At 33.7% G+C, this 22,114-nt stretch carries 21 protein-coding genes; 1 reads left to right on the forward strand and 20 read right to left on the reverse strand.

The annotated features are described in order from the left end of the window. Positions 1-8: 8 nt before the first annotated feature. The 12 genes from R4B61_RS05990 to rpsU form a co-directional block, all read right to left on the reverse strand. Positions 9-818, reverse strand: coding sequence for a Nif3-like dinuclear metal center hexameric protein (locus R4B61_RS05990; RefSeq protein ID WP_413627355.1), 810 nt, complete (start codon positions 816-818; stop codon positions 9-11). Continuing rightward, a complete protein-coding gene (locus R4B61_RS05995; RefSeq protein ID WP_413627356.1) occupies positions 805-1,509 on the reverse strand; it encodes a tRNA (adenine(22)-N(1))-methyltransferase in 705 nt (234 codons plus the stop codon). The genes R4B61_RS05990 and R4B61_RS05995 overlap by 14 nt, the downstream gene beginning before the upstream one ends. 58 nt (positions 1,510-1,567) lie before the next feature. Beyond that, entirely contained in the window at positions 1,568-2,776 is a 1,209-nt protein-coding gene (gene rpoD, locus R4B61_RS06000) for an RNA polymerase sigma factor RpoD (RefSeq protein ID WP_413627357.1), read from the reverse strand. 15 nt (positions 2,777-2,791) lie between these two features. Next, on the reverse strand, positions 2,792-4,627 hold the full coding sequence (gene dnaG, locus R4B61_RS06005) for a DNA primase (protein ID WP_413627358.1): 1,836 nt from the start codon (positions 4,625-4,627) through the stop codon (positions 2,792-2,794). A 25-nt stretch (positions 4,628-4,652) separates the two neighbouring features. After that, on the reverse strand, positions 4,653-6,728 hold the full coding sequence (gene glyS, locus R4B61_RS06010; RefSeq protein ID WP_413627359.1) for a glycine--tRNA ligase subunit beta: 2,076 nt from the start codon (positions 6,726-6,728) through the stop codon (positions 4,653-4,655). Further along, positions 6,728-7,696, reverse strand: coding sequence for a glycine--tRNA ligase subunit alpha (gene glyQ / locus R4B61_RS06015; RefSeq protein WP_413627360.1), 969 nt, complete (start codon positions 7,694-7,696; stop codon positions 6,728-6,730). The genes glyS and glyQ overlap by 1 nt, the downstream gene beginning before the upstream one ends. A gap of 282 nt (positions 7,697-7,978) precedes the next feature. Further along, positions 7,979-8,746 carry a DNA repair protein RecO gene (gene recO / locus R4B61_RS06020; protein ID WP_413627361.1) on the reverse strand — a complete coding sequence of 256 codons (768 nt, stop codon included), beginning with the start codon at positions 8,744-8,746 and terminating at the stop codon, positions 7,979-7,981. Between the two features lie 17 nt (positions 8,747-8,763). Then, a complete protein-coding gene (gene era, locus R4B61_RS06025) occupies positions 8,764-9,675 on the reverse strand; it encodes a GTPase Era (RefSeq protein ID WP_413627362.1) in 912 nt (303 codons plus the stop codon). A gap of 18 nt (positions 9,676-9,693) precedes the next feature. Next, complete coding sequence (locus R4B61_RS06030) at positions 9,694-10,083, reverse strand: diacylglycerol kinase family protein (RefSeq protein ID WP_413627363.1); 390 nt, start codon at positions 10,081-10,083, stop codon at positions 9,694-9,696. Continuing rightward, positions 10,067-10,546: an rRNA maturation RNase YbeY gene (ybeY, locus tag R4B61_RS06035; RefSeq protein WP_413627364.1), complete on the reverse strand. Its 480-nt coding sequence runs from the start codon at positions 10,544-10,546 to the stop codon at positions 10,067-10,069. Before ybeY ends, R4B61_RS06030 begins: the two co-directional genes overlap by 17 nt. A gap of 12 nt (positions 10,547-10,558) precedes the next feature. Then, complete coding sequence (locus R4B61_RS06040) at positions 10,559-11,530, reverse strand: PhoH family protein (RefSeq protein WP_413627365.1); 972 nt, start codon at positions 11,528-11,530, stop codon at positions 10,559-10,561. Positions 11,531-11,666: 136 nt separating this feature from the next. Continuing rightward, a complete protein-coding gene (gene rpsU, locus R4B61_RS06045; RefSeq protein WP_413627366.1) occupies positions 11,667-11,867 on the reverse strand; it encodes a 30S ribosomal protein S21 in 201 nt (66 codons plus the stop codon). A 168-nt stretch (positions 11,868-12,035) separates the two neighbouring features. Here rpsU and R4B61_RS06050 point away from each other — a divergent pair, with 168 nt between their 5' ends. Then, complete coding sequence (locus R4B61_RS06050) at positions 12,036-12,851, forward strand: pyruvate, water dikinase regulatory protein (protein ID WP_413627367.1); 816 nt, start codon at positions 12,036-12,038, stop codon at positions 12,849-12,851. Here the strand turns inward: R4B61_RS06050 and R4B61_RS06055 are convergent. From R4B61_RS06055 to R4B61_RS06090, 8 genes are all read right to left on the reverse strand, one after another. Continuing rightward, entirely contained in the window at positions 12,844-13,752 is a 909-nt protein-coding gene (locus tag R4B61_RS06055) for a deoxyribonuclease IV (RefSeq protein WP_413627368.1), read from the reverse strand. The two genes, R4B61_RS06050 and R4B61_RS06055, sit on opposite strands and share 8 nt — an antisense overlap. 17 nt (positions 13,753-13,769) lie before the next feature. Then, entirely contained in the window at positions 13,770-14,834 is a 1,065-nt protein-coding gene (locus tag R4B61_RS06060) for a CDP-glycerol glycerophosphotransferase family protein (RefSeq protein WP_413627369.1), read from the reverse strand. Between the two features lie 107 nt (positions 14,835-14,941). After that, positions 14,942-15,820, reverse strand: coding sequence for a YitT family protein (locus tag R4B61_RS06065; RefSeq protein ID WP_413627370.1), 879 nt, complete (start codon positions 15,818-15,820; stop codon positions 14,942-14,944). Between the two features lie 102 nt (positions 15,821-15,922). Further along, positions 15,923-17,704, reverse strand: coding sequence for an aspartate--tRNA ligase (aspS, locus tag R4B61_RS06070; RefSeq protein ID WP_413627371.1), 1,782 nt, complete (start codon positions 17,702-17,704; stop codon positions 15,923-15,925). Positions 17,705-17,977: 273 nt separating this feature from the next. Beyond that, entirely contained in the window at positions 17,978-18,619 is a 642-nt protein-coding gene (locus tag R4B61_RS06075) for an HAD-IA family hydrolase (RefSeq protein ID WP_413627372.1), read from the reverse strand. Between the two features lies 1 nt (position 18,620). Continuing rightward, the gene (gene dtd / locus R4B61_RS06080; protein WP_413627373.1) at positions 18,621-19,064 is read right to left on the reverse strand and encodes a D-aminoacyl-tRNA deacylase; all 444 of its coding nucleotides are present in this window, start codon (positions 19,062-19,064) and stop codon (positions 18,621-18,623) included. Positions 19,065-19,079: 15 nt separating this feature from the next. Further along, positions 19,080-21,302 (reverse strand): RelA/SpoT family protein, encoded by a 2,223-nt coding sequence (locus R4B61_RS06085; protein ID WP_413627374.1) that lies wholly within the window; start codon positions 21,300-21,302, stop codon positions 19,080-19,082. Between the two features lie 71 nt (positions 21,303-21,373). Beyond that, positions 21,374-22,114 (reverse strand): 16S rRNA (uracil(1498)-N(3))-methyltransferase, encoded by a 741-nt coding sequence (locus tag R4B61_RS06090; RefSeq protein ID WP_413627375.1) that lies wholly within the window; start codon positions 22,112-22,114, stop codon positions 21,374-21,376.

The raw sequence follows: 22,114 nt of genomic DNA on the forward strand, positions 1-22,114 counted from the left end.
TGCTTTTTTTATTTGAATATAAATGGATCAGTACTTAACTGAGATGCCATTATATCAATATTCCAATTCTGGTTTTGATTCCATTGCGAAAACAAGTCTAATAATTTTTCCTTACAAATGCTTTCAATATGATGCCCTGGATCAATTATGTTTAATCCCTCAGCCATCATATCTTGAGCGCTATGATAATACAAGTCGCCTGTTATAAAAACATTGGCTCCGAGTTTCAGTGCTTCAGAATAAAACTTGCTACCACTACCACCTAAAATAGCAATCTTAGTTACAGGTTGATTTAAATCGAAAGTACTTACTCGCAAACCAGATATATTAAAGGCTTCTTTGCAAAGGGTTACAACATCTGAAATTGTTTGTGGATGTTGCGGTTCACCGACTCTACCAAGGTAATGAGCCTCACCGTTAATGTCATCATCATGCTTCACTAAACCGGTTACGTTAGTTAAGTTTAAGGCTTTCGCTAACCAATCATTCATTCCTCCATTGGCAATGTCTAAATTAGTATGAGCAGCATAAACCGTAATATCATTTTTTAAGATGTTAGCATACATTTGGTTTTGCGGGTTACTCAAATCTAAATTTTTTGCAGGTCTAAACATAACCGGATGATGTGCAAAAATAAAATCAACGTGATTGTCAATTGCTTCTTGGACCACTTCTGGTCGGACATCTAAAGTTGTCATCATTTTATGAATTTCAGCTTCTTTATTTCCAATTTGAAATCCAGTAGGGTCACCATCCATTTTCAACGACAATGGTGCGAATTTTTCAAACTGTTCGATAAACTCTCTAACTTTTACCATTTAGCACCTCCTCAATTTCAATAATTTTATTTTTAACCCTTTTTATTTTTTCACTGGGTTTTAAATTAGAGTTTTCTAATTTATTCAGGATGAATTTATTTTTTTCTAATTTTGCTTGCCACTTAGCTTTAAAGGTTTCACTTTGCTCTAGTACTAAAAACGGACCAAAATCTAACTCAACTTGCGAGTAATCAATTTGGTCATCTGTATATTCTGCTTTGAACATTTCGTAAAAATGACTGCTATCTAATACAATCTTTTCTGCAGTGATTTTGAAGTGATGGTTTACCAACCACTTTCTTAGGGTATTTTCATCAACATTAGGTTGTAAAATTAAAATTGTATTCTGATTTAACTTAGTTTGTCCTTCATCCAGGATACTGGTAATTAATTCACCACCCATTCCAGCAATGGTGATTACGTTCATTGCTTCTTGTTTTTTAATTACTTCTAATCCATCACCTAAGCGGGCTTCCATTTTACCAGTTAGATTTTGATCCTCAATTTCTGATACAGCATTTTCAAATGGTCCTTTAACAACTTCGCCTGCAATGGCAAAGTCAATAACTTGATTGTTTAATAAATAGGCCGGTAAATAAGCATGATCAGATCCAATATCGGCCAATTTTTCTACCTTTGGTACTAAGTCAGCGACTGCTTGCATTCTTTTTGAAAGATGTTTTGCGTCCATAATAACTCCTAAAATTTAAGAATAAAAAACAGAGACATAAACAGCCTCTGTTTTTTTATTAGTCTAAGAAATCTTTAAGCTGTTTGCTACGTGATGGGTGGCGAAGCTTTCTTAAAGCCTTAGCTTCGATTTGTCGAATTCGTTCTCTAGTAACTCCGAAAACTTTACCCACTTCTTCTAGGGTTCTAGTCCGACCATCATCAAGTCCAAAACGTAATCTAAGCACGTTTTCTTCTCGATCAGTCAATGTATCAAGGACACCCTCTAATTGTTCTTTTAACAATTCATATGAGGCGTGTTCTTCAGGACTAGTTGCATCCTTATCTTCAATGAAATCACCTAAATGTGAATCATCTTCTTCACCAATTGGTGTTTCTAAAGAAACTGGTTCTTGAGAAATCTTCAAGATATTTCTAACCTTTGAAGTTGGCATATCCATTTCAGCACCAATTTCTGATGGTAATGGTTCACGACCAAGATCTTGAAGTAATTGTCTTTGTACTCGAATTAACTTATTGATTGTTTCAACCATGTGAACTGGAATCCGAATTGTTCTAGCTTGATCAGCAATTGCACGAGTAATTGCTTGTCTAATCCACCAAGTAGCATAAGTTGAAAACTTGAAACCTTTACGGTAATCAAACTTTTCAACCGCTTTCATCAATCCCATGTTTCCTTCTTGGATTAAATCTAAAAATTGCATTCCACGACCAACGTATCGCTTAGCAATTGAAACAACCAAACGTAAGTTAGCTTCTGCTAATTCTTGCTTAGCACTTTCGTCATTTTCTTCAATTCTGAGTGCTAATTGAACCTCTTCGTCAGCAGTTAATAGCGGAACTCGACCAATTTCTTTTAAATACATTCTAACTGGATCATTAATTTTGACCCCTTTAGCAGCATTAGCAGCATTTTTTAGCTCTTTTTGAGTAACTTTCTTTGCTGCCTTTAAAGCTCTTGGATCTGGTTCACCGTTTTCATCAACAATGCTAATCCCAGCATCTTCGATTTTTTCTAGAAGATCATCCATATCCTTTTTCTTTAAATCAAAAGGTACTTGGAGTTCTTGTTGTAGAACTTCATAAGTAATGTGTCCAATCTTCTTATATTTTTTAGTTAAAGCTGCATATACTTTATTATATCCATCTTTATCAAACTCTTTTTTAAGCTCTTGATTAGCCTTTTCCGCATTAGCTTGAATATCATTCTGTGCTTCGGGAGTTAAATTATTTAGTTCTTTATTTTGGTTTGCTTCATGTTCTGCCATAGTGATAACCTCCCATTATTGTTCATCCGTCTTAAAAGCATGTAACTGCTTTTGTAAATCAATTAATTTAGTCGCGAGTTTTAATTGTACAACTTCATCGCCCATTTGTTTAGCATTATTGAATTTTATCTTAATTGATTTAATCTGTTCAGAAATTGGTGCATCTTCCATTACTATTTTAACACAATCATCCAGTGCTTCATCACTATACTGATTTAATGCTTCATTCATTTCTAAGTCAGCTAAAATTGCTTGCAATCGCTGTTCACCAACAAAATCATTAAAAATTGCTGGATTATATTCGTGTCTTTTCCTAAAAAATTCAATTGCAAACATGTACAACTGTTGATAATTATCATGAACAAAAGAAAAATTGGGTTTAGCTGTAACTTTTAACCATACATTTTCACTTTGAAGCATCCAATATAACAGTTGTCGTTCGGCTGCTTCTATTTTTGATACTTTTGGTTTTTCTTGATTAAAAACCACTGGATCAGGATTGTTGCTACGCTGATGATGCTGTGCTTTATTTTGATAATTACTTCTTTTACTAGCTTTAGCTATTTGAGCTCGTAGTGTATCTGTACTTATCTCAACTGCTTTAGCAAAATCATCGATATAAAGGTCTCTTTCAACCTCATTGCTAACACCTGCTAATAAAGTAACCACTTTATTGATATAGCTAAGTTTTTGTTCTTCATTATTCAAATTATACTGAGACTTTAAATAACGAATCTTAAATTTGATTACGGATTCTCGTCCGTTTTTTACAACTTGGCGAAAGCTTTCTTCACCATTGCTTCTCCGATATTCGTCTGGATCAACGCCGTTTGGCATTTGGATAACACCGACGTTTAGGCCTTGAGCATCTTGTAGCAAACTAACTGCACGATTAATAGCCTTTTGTCCCGGTATATCACCATCATAACAAACGTCAACTTGCTTAGTAATCCGTTTAATATCATAAATTTGTTCTTCAGTTAGGCTGGTACCCATAGATGCAATTCCATTTTCCACTCCGGATTGGTAGGCAGAAATCACATCCATGAAACCTTCAAAGAGGATTATTCGCTGCTCTTTTCTAACCATCTGCTTAGCAAGATCAATATTATAAATTATTTTCCGCTTGTTAAATAATTCTGTTTCTGGTGTATTCAAATACTTAGGCAAACTATCATCTTTGTTTAATAAACGACCTGAAAATCCAACCGTATTACCGCTTGGATTTCTGATTGGAAACATAATTCGATTTACAAACCGATCACTTAGGTCTCCACTATTAGTTTCAGTAAACAAACCCGTTTTTCGTAACGTCTGATACTCAACTTGTTTATCGTTGAAAAACGGAGTTAGAACTTTTTCTCCTGGGGCGAACCCTAGATTAAAGGTCTCAATCATTTCGTCTGAAATTTTACGTTTATGCAAGTACTCTAGTGCCGCCTCACCTAATTGGGTATTAACCAGTATATGATGATATAGGTTAGCTGCATCATCATTAATCTTGATTAATGGTCTTTGTTTTTGTTGTTGCTTGGATGGTTGATTCCAACTGCTATTTTCTGGTAGTGAAATCCCATCGGAATCGGCAACCTGTTCAATCGCTTCTGGAAACGATAATCCTTTTAAGTCCATTAAGAAGGTAAATACATTCCCACCACGACCACAACTAAAACAATGAAAGATTTGCTTTTCTTCATTAACCGAAAATGAAGGCGTTTTTTCTTCATGGAAAGGACAGAGACCAAATAGATTTTTCCCTGCCTTTTTTAGTTGAACATACTCACCAACAATATCAGTTATGTTAGTATTCTCTCTGACTTTTTCAACAAATTCTTCAGGAATTTTTGCCATTAAAATCTGCCTTTCCATAAAACAACTATTTTGTAATTATTTTATCAACTTCCGCGAAATGATTAATCAAGCTTGCTAATAAACTTAGTTCGCTCAAACGATTATTTTTCAATTTTTCATCATCCGCCATCACCATAATCTTATCGAAATATGCTGATATGATTGGTTCAAGCTCGGCTAAACGAGCATATGCATCCACAGCTGAAAGGCTATCAAAGTTATCAGCAAGTGCTTTTACCATCTCATCTAGTTTATGTTCAACATCTTCTTCAAACAATGAACTATCAATTTCAATTGAACTAGGCTTAAAGTCAGCCTTTTTAGCAATTCTAGTAACACGAGTTAATGATTCAATTGTTGTTTTAAAATCAGAACTTTCTCTTTGTTTATTTAAAACGTTAGCAGTTTCAATATTGTAAATAATATCAGTGTTGGTTGCATTAACAGCTGCATCAATCAAATCGTAACTAATTTCACCATTCAAGTAACGTTTAATTCTTTCTTTAATAAAGTCATTAACTAAAGCAACGACTGTTAATTGATCAATTGGTGGATTGATTTTTGCTGTATTTTCTCCTTGAACGACTGCTTCCATAAGTTCATCAAGATTGAAACGCCAATGTTGGTTTGCAACAACTCTGACAATTCCACTTGCTTGTCTTCTTAAAGCATAAGGATCATTTGAACCACTAGGTACCATACCCGCAGCAAAGAAAGTCATAATGCTATCTAGCTTATCGGCAATGGATAACACTGCCCCAACTTTTGATTCTGGCAATTCACCATCAGCAGAAATAGGAAGGTAGTGTTCTCTGATTGCAGCAGCTACTTCAGAATTTTCGCCATTTAATAGTGCATATTTTTCTCCCATGATACCTTGAAGTTCTGAAAATTCACCAACCATCCCAGTTACCAAATCAAACTTGTAAATTTCTGCGGCTCGAGCTAGATCATTTTGTTCTGTTTCTGTTAATTTAACGACTTTACCAATTAAGTTAGAAATTAGTTTAACCCGAGTCATTTTATCATAAACAGAAGAAATCTTATCATGGAAAGTTACGTCTTTTAATTTGTTAACAAAGTAATCGATATCATGGCTTTGATCTTCCTTATAGAAGAATTCAGCATCGTAAAGTCGCGCAGCTAACACTTTTTCGTTTCCTTCAATCACATTTTCAATGTAATCACTGTTTCCGTTTCTAACTGATATAAAGTACGGTAATAATTGATTATTTTGATCCTCTACATAGAAGAAACGTTGGTGATTTCTCATTGAAGTAATTAAAACGTCACGAGGAACGTCTAAGAAACGTTCATCAAACTTACCAAAGAAGCTGGTTGGATACTCAACTAAATTATTAACTTCTTCTAATAATTCATCATCGATATCAACTTTCCAATCATTATCATTGGCAATTTTTTCAATTTGACTTTTAATTAAGGCTTTTCGTTTGTCAGCATCAACAATTACAAATTCGTCGTCTAAATCTTTTTCGTAGTCAGTTGCTGAATCGATAGTGACTTTTTTACCTAAGAAACGATGGCCATCACTAATTCTTCCAGCTTGAACGTGTACTAATTCTAGCGGAACAACTTCATTGTCTAGAAGAGCCACAATCCATTTAATCGGACGGACAAATTGGAATTTATTGGTATTCCATTTCATCATAGTTGGGAAAGTCATTGCAGAAACGATGTCTACCAATCCACCTAGGACTTCTTCAACTGACTTACCAGGAACATGTTTGTTAACAAAGACATAGTTAACCCCTTTTAATTCTTTAAAGGTTATGTCATCAGTTGACACTCCTTGTCCCTTAGTAAATCCAATGGCTGCTTTGCTCCAATTTCCTTCAGCGTCTTTGGCAATTTTTTCCGCTGGACCTTTAACTTCTTCATCAACATCTGGTTGTTTCTCGGCTAAACCACTAATTTCAATTGCTAATCTTCTAGGAGTAGAAAATTTCTTGATTCCAGAAAACTCGATTCGTTGTTCTTTTAAATATTTTTCTGTATTTTCAGCTAGCTCATCAATACTTGGGGTAACAACGTGAGCAGGCATCTCTTCTAAACCAATTTCTAATAAAAAAGTATGTTTCATTATTTTTTATCCCCCTTATTTTTCTTTTGTTTTTTTAGGCCTTCATTACGTTTGTTATATTCAGCAATGACTTGTTGCCGTTGTTTATCATCACTGATTAATGGGAAACCTAATTTTAGTCGTTCTTGAACAAAAGCTTGTGCAATTCCATGGGCCATATTTCTAATCTTAGCAAGATATCCAGCTCGTTCAGTAACTGAAACTGAGCCACGAGCATCGAGTAAATTAAACGTATGACTACACTTTAGAACATAATCATAAGCCGGATGGACTAATCCTGCTTTAATTAATCGTTTAGCTTCTTTTTCATAAGCATCAAACATTTTATGAAGCATATCCTGATCACTTAATTCAAAACTATACTTAGAATGTTCATATTCCGGTTCTTTAAAGATATCACCGTATTTAACTCCATCAGCGTATTCCAAATCGAAAACATTGTTTACGTTTTGAATATATGATGATAAACGTTCTAGTCCGTATGTGATTTCAACGGCAACGGGATCCATTTGAATTCCACCAACTACTTGGAAATAAGTGAATTGGGTAACTTCCATTCCATCAAGCCAAACTTCCCAACCAACACCGGCACAACCCATTGAAGGGTTTTCCCAGTTATCTTCTACAAATCGAATATCATGTTCTAAAGGATTAATTCCTAATTCTTTTAAAGAATCGATATAGAGATCTTGAATGTTGTCAGGCGATGGCTTCATTAGCACTTGGAATTGATGATGTTGATATAAACGGTTGGGATTTTCACCATAACGACCGTCTGCTGGTCTTCTTGATGGTTCTACATATGCAACATTCCAAGGTTCTGGTCCAATTGCCCGTAAGAAAGTAAAGGGACTCATGGTACCAGCACCTTTTTCTGTATCATAGGCATCCATGACCATACAGCCTTGATTACCCCAGTACGATTTTAATGTTCCAGCAATTGCTTGAACTGATAAACTTTTTGTCATTATGATTCCTCCATTTCCAACAAAACAAAAAAGCCTATGCAAAAGTAAATAATACTATTGCATAGGGACGATTTAATCGCGGTTCCACCCTACTTCTGAACTTAATCAGCATCTCGAAACACATCAACTAAAAAAGTGCCAGTTACCAAATACACTTAACCATCTTTCACTTCCATGGTCTCGCTGAAAGTGTAAATTCTAATAACTCTCTTTAATATTGTCGAATATTTAATTAATTATATTATAAATTCTAAATAATCTTCAGTCAATTATTAATCACTATTATCTGTTTAATTCCCATTTGTTCATCTGATCCAAAAACTTTTTACTCTTTAAGTTTAATCCGACTGAACTATCATATATTTTATCAAGTACCTGTCTTAGTTTGTTTTTAGTTGCTTGATTCACGTTAATTTTTTCAATTTTAGTTAAGTTAACTATTGAAAAAAGCCGGAGATAATAAATTGTTTTTTGGTCCAAATGCATTCGGTACTTGTCTAGGTGATAATCATCTTCACAAATTAAACCATTAAATTTTTCTGAGTAATCATACCGATCTTTTTGTAAATGACAAGCGGCACAGTACTTAAAATCAGGAGCTACCCCAAAAACGGTTAGCAGTTGCACTTCAATAATATTAGTAATGATTTCTGCATCAAAACCATTATTAATTAAATTTAACGCATAAAATAATTTATCAAACCAGGGTTTATTCGGGAAATTATCCGGTAATGCTGCATCCAATAAAGTCATTAAATAAGTGGCATAAGCGTTTAACATAATATCTTCAGAAATCTGTTGAAAATGACTAACGTTATCACCAGTCGAAATATATGATAAACCTTGTTCTTTTAACTCACCTTCGTACGTTCCAAAACTAAATGGAATTAAGTCAGCTGCTAGCTTTGATTTAGGCCGATTCAATCCCCTAACAAAAAACATTTTAATGCCTGCTTCAGCAGTGAAAAACTTAACCAACATATCATGTTCCCGGTAATTTTGCCGGTACAATAAAATGCCATGAAATGGTCTACTTTTAGTATTTACCACTAAAATCACCCGTTTATCTAATAATCATTTTTATTACTATAACCTAAGTTGTTTAAAGCTGTATCTTTATCTCGCCAACCTGATTGAACTCTAATCCAGAGCTTCAAATTAACCTTACTTCCTAATAATGATTCAATTTCTCTTCTGGCACCAATGCTGATATATTTTAGAAGAGCTCCACCTTTACCAATTATGATTCGTTTTTGGCCCTCACGTTCAACAATAATAGATGCTTCAATTTGCACTTTACCATTTTCGTTAGTTTTCATACTTTCCACGTAAACAGCAACTGAATGCGGAATTTCTTGTTTAGTGTTGGCTAATATTTTTTCTCTAATAATCTCTTGAACAATAAATCTTTCCGGATGATCTGTAACCTGATCATCAGGGTAAAACTGTGGTCCTTCAGGCAGTGTATTTTCTAAACTGCTTAACAATTCTTCAACGTTGTTTCCTTTTAAGGCAGAAATTGGAAATACTTCGGCCCAGTCATAGGCACGTTTGTATGTATCCAAAATCGGTAATAATTGGTCTGGATTTAATTCATCAATCTTATTGATAATCAAATAAACCGGAACATCAACTTGTTTTAACTGGTTAATAATATAATTATCTCCAGCTCCACGAGTTTCTAAGGCACTAACCATAAACAAGATAGCTTCAACTTCCTTTAATGAAGACAGTGCTGATGCATCCATATATTCATCTAATTTATTTTGGGGTTTATGAATTCCTGGTGTATCCAAAAAGACAATTTGGCTATCATCAGTAGTATAAACACCTTGAATCTTATTTCTTGTTGTTTGTGCCTTATCACTCATAATCGCAATTTTTTGACCGACTACACGGTTTAAAAAGGTTGATTTACCAACGTTAGGTCGACCAACAATTGCAACGAATCCTGACTTAAATTCTTTTTCACTATTCATTAACTATTTCCTTAATTCTTATAAATTTAATAACTTGGGAATAAAAATAATACAACCAATCAAGACGGCAACCAAGGCTGTAAAAAGAACTCCACCTGCAGCAATGTCTTTGATTTTTTTGGCAAGTAGATTGTAATTATGACCAACCATCAAATCGACTATATACTCAATAATTGTATTAATAATCTCTGCCTGTAAAACCAGATAACAAGCAAAAACCAACCACAAAAGTTGATTAATTGATATTTGTAAAAAACAACCCAAAATCAACACAATTACGGAAACGATTAAGTGCTTCCTAAAATTGCATTCGTTAATAAGCATTGTCTTTACACCATCAAATGCATGCCCTAAAGCCTGCAAAAAGGTTTTGTTTTTATCAATTTGATATTTATTTTTTAAGTCCATAAGCATTCAGTATTTTCTTTTGTAAATCAAACATTACTTTTTCATCTTCGGGTTCCATATGATCATATCCGTTTAAATGTAAGAAACCATGAACAACTAAAAAGCCTAATTCACGATCAAATGAGTGTCCCAAAAAATCAGATTGTTCTTTAACTTTATCAACACTAACAAAAATATCACCCAGGTTAGTAGGGATTTCGTCCTTCATTTCGTCACTCATAATCACTTCTGAATCATCGCTTTGATCACCTAGTGCAAAGCTGATTACATCAGTCGCACGATCAACATCTCGATAATCACGATTAATTTCTTTGATTCTGTCATTGTTAACTAAAGTGACCGACATTTCGGTATTTGCTGCTAAGTCTAATTCATCAGCAGCAAAATCTAATACATTTTTTATTAATTTAATTTTATCATCTGATACTTGATCTTTAGTTTGATCATAAATTTCTAAGTCCATAGCTCTCCCATTCTAATCGTTATCTGCATCTTCATATGCTGTAATAATTTTTGCAACTACCGGATTTCTAACTACATCTTCTGCAGTAAATTTAATGATTTTGATATTATTGATATTTTTCAATATTCTAGGTGCTGTAACTAAACCACTGGAGACGTTTCCTTTTAAGTCAATTTGCTGGATATCTCCATTTACAATCATTTTAGAATTAAACCCTAATCTAGTTAAAAACATCTTCATTTGTTGATTAGTGGTGTTTTGCGCTTCATCTAGAATAACGAAGGCATTTTCCAATGTTCTTCCCCGCATATATGCTAATGGGGCAATTTCAATAACTCCTCGTTCAATCAGACGTTCTGTATGATCTGTTCCCAAAATTGCATAAAGGGAATCATATAAAGGTCGAAGATAAGGATCAACCTTTTCTTTCAAATCACCCGGTAAAAATCCCAGACTTTCACCCGCTTCAACAGCTGGTCTTGTTAAGACAATTTTATCTACTTTACCCTTTTTCAAGGCAGCAATTGCCATTACAACCGCTAAAAATGTTTTACCAGTTCCGGCGGGTCCAATTCCAAAAGTTATATCGTGATGATATATGGCTTGGATATATTCACGTTGACCAAAGTTTTTTACCCGGACTGAATTACCCTTTCGGTCTTTTATCAACACTTGATTGTATAGCTCCGGAAGCTGTGAAATTCTTCCATTTCTGGCCATATTAATTGCGGAAACATAATCACTAGAATTAACCTCAATGCCAGCATGAATTAATTTAAGCATGTTAAATAAAATATCATGAACGTACTGAACTTCTACTTCTTCATTTCCATCAATTTTAATAATTTCATTCGCATAGCGAATCCAAACAGAAAATTCGTCCTCTAAGATTTGAACAAATGAATCTTGGGCTCCAAATAAAGCTTTTTCATCATTTGGATTCTTTAAAGTTAGTTGTTTTTGAAATCTAAAATTTTCGACCAATAAAAATATCTCCTTATTTATTTTTCTTAAATTCTAGCATATATCGCGTATTTTCAACAGTTTGAAGACTATTTAAAGATGAATCAATGTTTTTAAATAGACTAAAAAAAAGCAATCAATGATTGCTTTTTCTTAATTAAAAGTTATTACGACTTTTTTTCTTTTTATTGTTACGTTTTCTTGCTGCTTCTGATTTTAATTTACGTTTAACACTAGGTTTTTCGTAAAATTCACGTTTACGAAATTCCTGGAGAGTACCGCTTTTTGAAACTGTACGTTTAAAGCGACGAAGAGCATCATCAAGAGATTCGTTCTTGCGAACAACTGTTTTTGACATTTAAAAATCCCTCCCTCCAAGTTTAAGTGTGCTGATATATAATAGTTATACTCAACATAAATTATTATATATCAGGATTAAAAATGAGTCAACGAAAGATTGCAAATTATCTTAAAAAATAATTTGCATGTATAATATGAACTATATATTAATCAAAAGGAGAACACTATGAAAACCCTTTATAATGTTTTTATAATTTCAGATTCAAGCGGTCAAACCGGTACTGCAATTGCCAAAACAGCTGCAGCACAATTTCCGGAAGCTCGAGCCAACATCACACAATATCCGTTTATAAGAACTAAATCAATTCTAACTGGTATTTTGAGTCTCGCTAAAGAAAATAATGCCATTATTTTTCATACGTTAGTAAATACAGAACTAAGTGATATGGTAAACCAATTTTCTGACAAAAACGGACTTGCAAGTTTCGATTGTATCCAGACGCCTATTGATTTAATCTCCAACCGATTAAATGAGTCATCGGCTGCAGTTCCTGGATTGGTGCACAATTTGAACGCTGAATACTTTAAAAGAATTTCAGCAATTGAGTTTACTGTTGCTAATGATGATGGAAAAAATCCGCAAAATTTAAAAAAAGCCGACATTGTAATTTTAGGAGTTTCCAGAACATCCAAAACTCCACTTTCGCTCTACCTTGCTAACGAAAGCTTTAAAGTAGCAAACGTTCCCATCGGACCCAATATTCAACTACCTGAAGAAGTTTATCAGATTGATAAGAAGAAGTTATTTGGGTTAACAAACTCCGTTACCAAATTAAAACAAATTCGTTCCCAACGAATGAAAGAATACGGTTTAACCGGTGAAAATCCATACTCAAATTCTGAGAACATAAAAAAAGAGCTTGACTATGCCAAGCATCTTTATCAAGAAATGGGTTGTTTATCAATTAACGTTTCTAATAAGTCAATTGAAGAAACAGCTACGATTATCACCGAGAGTCTTCCTAAGAAAACCATTATTTAGTTTGATTCATAATATCATTAATCATTTCTGAGTTAAAAGATTGTTCTTTTAACATTGCTACTTCATATTTATGAGGGTCAACTTTAAGTTTATCACTAACCTTGATTGCAGGAGTTTCCATAATTTTAGGAATCTCCTGCAATTTTTCGTAATGAGCAATATAATTTAGAGCTTCAAAACCAATTGTTCCAAAACCGATGTTAGCGTGGCGGTCTTTATGACTTTCGATGTCATTTTTATCATCGTTTAAATGAATAACTTTTAGTCTGTCTAACCCAATCACTTGATCAAATTCTTTCATTACACCATCGAAGTCATTTTTTACATCATAACCAGCATCATAAGTATGGCAAGTATCAAAAGTCACTGAAAGTTTTTCTGGATGATCAACACCATCAATGATCTGCTTCAATTGTTCAAAGGACGTTCCAATCTCAGTCCCCTTACCGGCCATTGTTTCTAAAGCAATTTGAGCTTTTTGATCAGGACTAATTACTAAGTTTAACCCTTTAATCAATTGCTCAATTCCTGCATCAGCACCCGCGCCAACATGAGCACCTGGATGGAGAACAATTTGAGTTGCTCCCAATGCCTCAGAACGTTTAATTTCTTCTTTTAAAAAGTTAACCGCAAAGGAAAAACTTTCTGGTTTTTTAGTATTAGCTAAATTAATAATGTAAGGTGCATGGACAACCACTTCTAAAAGACCGTTATCTTGCATAAAACGCTTACCTTCATCAATCTTCAATTCATTTAAAGGTTTTCTTCTTGAATTTTGTGGAGCACCTGTATAAATCATAAAAACATTTTCGTCATTTTGTTCAGCTTCCTTTGCAGAACCTAAAAACATTTTAGGTGCTTTCATCGAAACGTGTGAACCAATTAAAAATTCATTTTTCATTACCGTTTCCTCCAGTTTTACTTGTTCAAAACATACCTATCAATTACTCGTTGATAAGCATTTCCATCATTGTAATAGTTCCACATTTGATTAAAATCTTTAAAATCAACTTTTTCATTTTTTATAATTGCTGCTTTCAATCCAACTATATCTTTAATTGGCTTACTTGGAAGCCATTCTTCAAAACCAGTTTGAATTCCTGGATTTCGTTCATAATCTTCCATATCATACATATAAAATATCATTGAATGCGCATGTGGCATTAAACTGTAATCAAAAGCATACGAAGAATAGTCAGTGACAAAAGTATCAGCAATTGACATTAAATCAGTTGTTGTGAACTCATCATAAATTTTAACATTTGGTAGATTAAACTCAGCTAATCGAAGTCTTTCTCTATCGACATTTTGATATAACTTTACAGCTACCACAGCATTAGGATCACTTGCTAAAGCTTTCATAGTTCCTACCGGTGGATTAATTTTACTAGCTGGTCGATATGTGGGTGCGTATAAAATAACTCGTTTATTTTCCAGTTCTGGTGCAGCATTATAAACACGTCTCTGAACTGTTTTTAGCCATTTTTCACTAAATAACCTATCTGATCTAGGCGCTCCTAAAAATTGCATTTTGTTAAAAGGTTGTTTAAAGCTTGTTTGAAAAACCTCAGCCATTGCTACTGATGCAGTCACATACTCATCACAAGCATTGTAAACTCGTTGGTGTCTTATTTTTTTTGAGTGTGATTGATTTTTAAATTTTGGAGAAACTACCCCAAATCGTTTTAAAGACCCATCAGCATGCCATAATTGAACGATTTTCATCTTTTTTTGGGGATGAAATAGTCCCGAAATCAAAGCATAATAGTTATCGATGAAAATAACTCTAGCACTCATTAACATTGGAACAAAACTTAAAGCAAACGTATAAGTCGGTTTTAACGGATGGGTTTCAATTCCAAATGCCTTTAAATCAAATGCCGCAGCAATTAATCTTGGATTATAAAATACCACCAATCGTTGTTCTTTCGGTAATTCTGCAGCAATTCTTTTTACCATATGCAAGTTATTGTTATAACTCATAATGTAAAAAATATTTTTCTTTTTTCTAAAGTAAAATAGTCCAGAAATAAATCTAACAAATAGTATATAAATATTCTTCATCGATTAATCCAATCATTTTTTAATTTCTACTTTGGTTTTGTTTCATAAAAATGGCCAAAGACTTCGTCAACGTCAACTGCTACCGCAAAAGCATCCGGATCAGATTCACTCAAAGCCGCATCTAGTTCAGGTTTTTCATAGCGTGAAATGACCGTCAATAAAACTGTTTTTGGTTTATGATTATATGCTCCTTCTGCATGATGAACAATTGTAATCCCACGTCTCATATGATTTTGGACACTTCCAATCACCGTTTTAGGAACGCTAGTAATAATCATAACTTCCATTCGTTGTTGTCTGGTATAAGTCATATCCATTACTTTAGCGTTTACAATTAATCCAATTGCTGAATAGAATGCATATGGCCAACCGTACATAAAACCAGCGGAAATTATAATAAATGCATTAAATGATATATTAATAGTTCCAATTGATTTACCCGTTTTTCGTTGAATAACAATTCCTAGAATATCAAGACCACCGGTAGAAATCTGATTTTTCAAAGCTAAACCAGTTCCAAAACCGTTTACCGCCCCTCCAAAAATGGCACAAATTAATGGATCATCAGTTAATACCAATGGATGAAGCGTTTTAATCATAATACTTGCAAGAAAAACTGATAGAAAGGTAAAAATGGCAAACTGATGCCCAATTTGTTTCCATGCTAATAACAGTAACGGTACATTTAAAATGAAAAGCCCCACCGCTACAGAAATTGTAATAGACATATATCTTTGTGATACGGTCATTAACAACTGTGCAAAACCGGTAACTCCTGAAGAATAAATGTGTCCTGGTGTCCAAAAAAAGTTCATGGCAATTGAAACTAACACCGCATAAATAAATGAGGTTGAGAGTTTAGTTAAAGTTTGATGCCGTTTGATCATTTTGTGTATGTCATCCATAAAAGTTATCCCACTACCTTTACATAATTTACTTTTTATAGTATAACATTACGACTTTTAAAAAAATAGAAAGCCACCAAAATTAGTAGCTTTCTATTATAATTATTCTTCTGTTTTTTGGTTAACCGAAATTTCCAAATCAGCAAGTTGTTTATCAGATACTGCTGCAGGTGCACTTGTTAAAGGTTCAACTGCTTTAGAATTCTTAGGAAAGGCAATCACATCTCGAATATTGTTTCTTCCAGCGATTAGACGTGCAAAACGATCTAAACCAATTGCTAATCCACCATGAGGAGGAAAACCGAAATCTAACGCTCTTAAGAAGTAACCAAATTGAGATTCAGCACTTTCTTTAGTAAATCCTAATGCTCTAAACATTTTTTCTTGTAATTCACGAGTGTGGATACGAATTGAACCCCCACCTAATTCAAGTCCATTAAGAATAATGTCATAACTTTGTGCATGAGCTTCGTGTGGATTTTCACCCTCATTCAAGAAGTGTTCATCACCAACATTTGGCATAGTGAAAGGATGATGAGCTGCAGTCCAACGTTTTGATCCTTCATCATATTCAAATAGTGGCCAATCAACAACCCATAAAAAGTTAAATTTATCAGTTGGAATCATATTTTGTTCAGTTGCAATTGCTACTCGTAAATAACCTAAAGTATCTGCAACTACTTTAGCTCGATCAGCGGCAAACAAGATTAAATCACCGGAATTTGCTTCCATTTTTGTTTTGATCTCATTGATTTTTGCTTCATCTTTAAAGAATTTTGCAACTGGACCAGAGAAACCATCATCAGTAACTTTCATCCAAGCTAATCCTTTAGCGCCAAAACGTTCAACGTATTCGGTATATTTATCAATTTCTTTTCTTGAGTATTCTGATGCTCCACCCGGAACGGCAATTGCTTTAACTTGTCCTCCCGCCTCAACTGCTGAAGTAAACACTTTAAACTCTGAGTCTTTTACAATTTCAGATAAATCTTTCAATTCCATTTTGAATCTAGTATCTGGTTGGTCAGTACCAAAACGATCCATTGATTCTTGCCAAGTAATTCTTTCAAAAGGTAATTTAACGTCGTAATCAATAGTTTCCTTCATTACACGCTTAATTAATCCCTCAGTCATTTCTTGAATATCTTCGGCACTCATAAATGATGCTTCCAAATCGATTTGTGTAAATTCAGGTTGACGATCACCACGTAAGTCTTCATCACGGAAACAACGAGCAATTTGATAATAACGATCAAAACCTGCACCCATCAACATTTGCTTAAATTGTTGTGGTGATTGTGGTAATGCATAAAATGATCCAGGATAAACACGTGAAGGTACAAGGTAATCACGAGCTCCTTCAGGGGTTGAAACAGTTAATTCTGGAGTTTCAATATCCAAAAATCCATTTTCATCTAAATAACTATGGGTAGCTTGAGAAATTCGGTTTCGAATTTGTAGACCTCTTTGCATCTCCGCACGACGAAGATCTAGATAACGATACTTAAGACGTAAATCGTCAGAAGCATTGGTATTATCTTTAATATCAAAAGGAACTGGCTTAGATTTACTTAAAATTTCTGCATCAGTTACGTGAACTTCAACTTTACCGGTAAATAAATCAGGATTGATTTCATTTTCTTGTCTAGCAACTACTTGACCGCTAACTTCAATAACGTATTCATTTTTAACTGCTTCAGCAACTTTAAAAGCTGTTTCACTATCTTTTTCATTAAATACTAACTGAACAATTCCTTCACGATCTCTTAAATCGATAAAAATCAAGCTTCCTAAATTACGCTTTTTGGCTACCCAACCATCAAGCACAACTTTTTGATCAAGAAATTTTTCGTTAACTTTTCCTGCGTATGTTGTTCGTTTCATAATTAACTTCCTTTCAAAATTTGCCCAAAATAAAACCGCACTAAATTGCAACAAGGGCGCATTAGCACGGTACCACCTTTTTTTATTTCTCATTAAATATTAAAAAAGCCTAGATCTGTCTTCAATAGCTTCAAACCACGCCTTCTCATCATTTACAGCGTTTTCTGTTGGTTTGAATTAACTATTTACTATTTATCATTTTAGGCACAACTATTCACATTAAGATTAATCAATAATATCTAAAAAGTCAATAACAGATTTGTTAAAAAGATTTCAATAATTGGCTTTTAAATATTTCAACAATTCATCGTAAAATCTAACCACTAAGTCAGAATTATTTTCATCTAATAGGTAATCAGGATCAAATAAAATCGTATTAACATTAGCATTATTTCCTGCTTGAACGTCCAACGAACGATCACCAATCATAAAAATATCAGTTCGTTTAAAATTACCAGTGTTAATCAGGTAATTCAACGATTCTGGATCAGGTTTTCTAGCAAAATGATTATTTTTAGTTACAATTTTGCTGAAATATTTTTTTAAACCAGCTTTTTCTAATAATGAAATTGCCTGATCATCTCGATGAGTTAATAAACAATTAGATCCTCCAGAAGCATTGATAAATTTTAAAACTTCAGCAACATTTGCAAATGGCTCAGCTAATTCAACCTCATCTTTTTCAATCAACTTATAATCATGTAATAGTTTACCAGAATCTATTTTAAAGGTTGCACTAGCCTTTTTTATGGCTGAATCTAATGAAAATTTTCTCATTTGTTGATAAATATCATCAGCATCAATTTCAAAGGATTCAATTTTGTTTTCTTCCAATGCTTTAACAAACGCAGTTACCATGTATGGGTATGTGTCAAACAGGGTTCCATCAAAATCCCAAATTAAATTTATCATCATTTTACTCCTGATAATCTAATTCAAAAGTTGCCGGACCACTATTTTCTAATTCAACGTTCATATCAGCGCCAAAAACCCCTGTTTCAACGTTAATACCTTCGTTGGTTAGCGAATCATTAAAAGCTTCGTACATTTTTTTTGCACTATCAGGTTCTCCAGCTGCTTTAAATGATGGACGATTACCATGACTCATGTCTGCTAATAAAGTAAATTGAGAAATCGATAAAATTGAACCATTAACTTGTTTTAAATTAAGATTCATTTTTCCTGCTTCGTCTTCAAAAACTCTCAACTTAGTTAACTTCTTCGCTAAATAATCAACAGTTGCTTGATTATCATTTTTTTCAGAACCAACTAAAACCATAAAGCCGTTCTTTATTTCACCAGTAACTTCTCCACTAACTGTTACCTTGGCATAATTAACTCTTTGAATCACTAATTTCAAAACTTAAAACCTTCCTTAATTTAATACTCTTTTAATCGAAGCAACACCGGAAACAATTTTCACACTATCAATAACTTCTTGCAGCTTATCAATATTTTTAACATTAACAATCACAATGATGGTTAGCGAGGTATCATCATGAACTTTTCCATCAAAAGAAGTTAACGTAACCGGACCATTATTAAACTTTTTAACTACCTCATTTAAAATTCCAACTCGATTGTCTGATTCAATAATGATTTTTGAAGGGTAGGTCACTTTATTATCAGCTACATTAGCCCAATGAGCTTCAATTGTTCGATCCTTTTCATCAGCCTTAATATTAGAACAACCAATTCTGTGAATCGTGATTCCCCGTCCCTTTGTAATGAATCCTTCAATTTCATCTCCAGGAACTGGTAAGCAACAGTGGCTCATTCTAACTAAAACATTATCAATTCCTTCGATAATAATATTATCGGCTGGACTACTTCCTTGCTTTTTAACTGCATCCGTTTTAGTTGAAAGATTTTGGGGTTGTTCAAGCAATTCTTTTTCTGCTTGTTTTTGGCGATCTTTTTCTTGTTCATCACGAATATCGCTAGTAAATCTGTTGCTAACACCAATGACGTGAATATCTCCAAAACCTAAAGCTGCTAGTAAATCATCTTTACTTCTGAAATGAAGTTCATCTAAAACACGGTCCCAGTTATCATTAGTAAGCAGTTCATTTGGTACATAACCAGTTTCTTCCAACTGGTTAGTTAATAAGTCTAATCCAGTTTTAATGTTCTCTTCTCGATTTTGCTTTTTAAAAAATTGATTAATTTTATGCTTGGCACTATTTGTATGTGCTAAATCAAGCCAATTCTTTCCAGGACCAGTGGAATTACTAGAAGTAATAATTTCAACAATGTCTCCGTTTTTAATGCGATAGTCTAGGGAAACCATTTTACCATTAACTCTTGCACCAGTAGTATGATTTCCCACCTGAGTATGAATTACATAGGCCATGTCTAATGGTCCCGAACCTTTTGGTAATTCTAAAACATCACCATTGGGCGTAAATGCATAAACATTATCAGTAAAGAGTTCCCCTTTAACACTGTCCATGAAGTCAGACGCATTATCAGTTTCTTCTTGAATTTCAATTATGCGTTTAAACCAGTTTAATTGAACACCATCTTTATCATTTTTGACTTCTTCAGTAGCACCTTGTTTGTAAGCCCAATGCGCGGCAACCCCAAATTCGGCAATTTGATGCATTTGTTGCGTTCTTATTTGAATTTCAAGTGGTTTGCCTTCAGGTCCAACAACTGTAGTATGCAATGATTGGTACAAGTTTGATTTAGGCATTGCAATATAATCTTTAAACCGACCTGGCATAGGGTGCCATTTAGCGTGGATTGCACCGAGCACTGTATAACACTCTTTAATTGAATCCACAATTACTCTAATAGCTGATAAATCATAAATTTCTGCAAAATGTTTGTTTTTATCAACCATTTTCTTATATATGGAATAAATATGTTTAGGACGACCATAAATTTCTGCATTAATATGAAAATCAACAATTGCTTTTTTTACTTCTTGAATTGCATTATCAATGTACGCTTCTCGTTCATTTCTTTTTGATTTCATGGAGTGAGCAATTTCATAATAAGCATCTGGATTTAAAAATCTTAAGGACATGTCTTGAAGTTCCCACTTAATTGTCCCCATCCCCAAACGATCTGCAATTGGTGCATATACCTCGATAGTTTCCTTTGAAAATTTACGCTGTTCTTTTTCATCTAAATTTTCCAAAGTATCCATGTTATGCATTCTGTCTGCTAGTTTAACAATCATTACTCGGATATCTTTACACATAACTAATAACAATTTCCGATAGTTCTCTGCCAATTGCTCTTTATTGGACTTATATTGGATTTTACTAATCTTAGTAACCCCATCAACAATCAACGCCACATCAGATCCAAATTTAGTCTTCACATCCTCAAGCTCAACGTCACTATCTTCCACAATATCATGTAAAAATCCGGCCATAATAGTTACATAATCCATATTCAATCCAGTTAAAATGCCCGCAACTTGCGTAACATGGGTAATGTATAAACCACCTGAATATCTATGTTTATTTCCGTGATTTTTTTGGGCAAACAAATAAGCTTCTTTAATTTTTTCGACTTGGTCTTTTGACATATTTTCGGAAACTTTTTTCAATATTTCGTCAGCCGTCCACTCTTTTAGACTTGCCATTGCAGCATCACCTCTTTACATTATTTTAGTTACGGTTGTTTTAGTTCGTTATTATGACAGTTTAATTACAATTATACTTGCTTTAGTTCGGAAAGTACAGAGGCCGCGCTTAATAGATAAAATGGTGCAGTTTCTGTTCGTAATATTCTTGGACCTAATCCAACTTTGGTAAAACCAGATTTGCTTAATTTCTTAATTTCTTCTGGAGAAACTCCACCTTCTGGTCCAAAAAGTGCTAATAAATTATCGTTATTTCCTAATCCATGAAGCACTTGTACTAATTTACTGCTTTCGCCTTCTTTAGCAGATTCTTCATAAGCAACTATTTTTTGAGTAAAATTCAAATCTGTTAAATCTTCCAACTTATTTAAATACTTAATATTTGGTATTACATTTCGATGCGACTGCTCCGCGGCACTTTTAGCAATCTTTTGTAGTCTTTCAATTTTTTTATTTGCTTTTTGATTCCATTTGGCAACGGACCAATCCATTGGTAAAAACACAATTTGGTGGGCTCCTAATTCTGTTGCTTTTTGAACAATTAGTTCCGCCTTACCATTTTTAGATAATCCACAAGCAATTGTTACATTAATTGGCATTTCAACATCTTTATTTATTTGTTTTAAAATCTCAACTGTTCCGTCTTCTGAATTAATTAATTCACCTAAAAAAAGTTGCTGTTGATCATCAACAAACTCTGCTGCATCTTCTTCTTTAGCTCGCATAACTCTAATCCAATGTTTTTTGATTTCATCCGGTAATTCAACTTGTTTGCCAATTTCTAATGATTCATTTAAAAAGTAATGTTGCAA

The sequence above is a fragment of the Fructilactobacillus vespulae genome (genome assembly GCF_047324295.1).
GTDB classification, from domain to species: domain Bacteria; phylum Bacillota; class Bacilli; order Lactobacillales; family Lactobacillaceae; genus Fructilactobacillus; species Fructilactobacillus vespulae.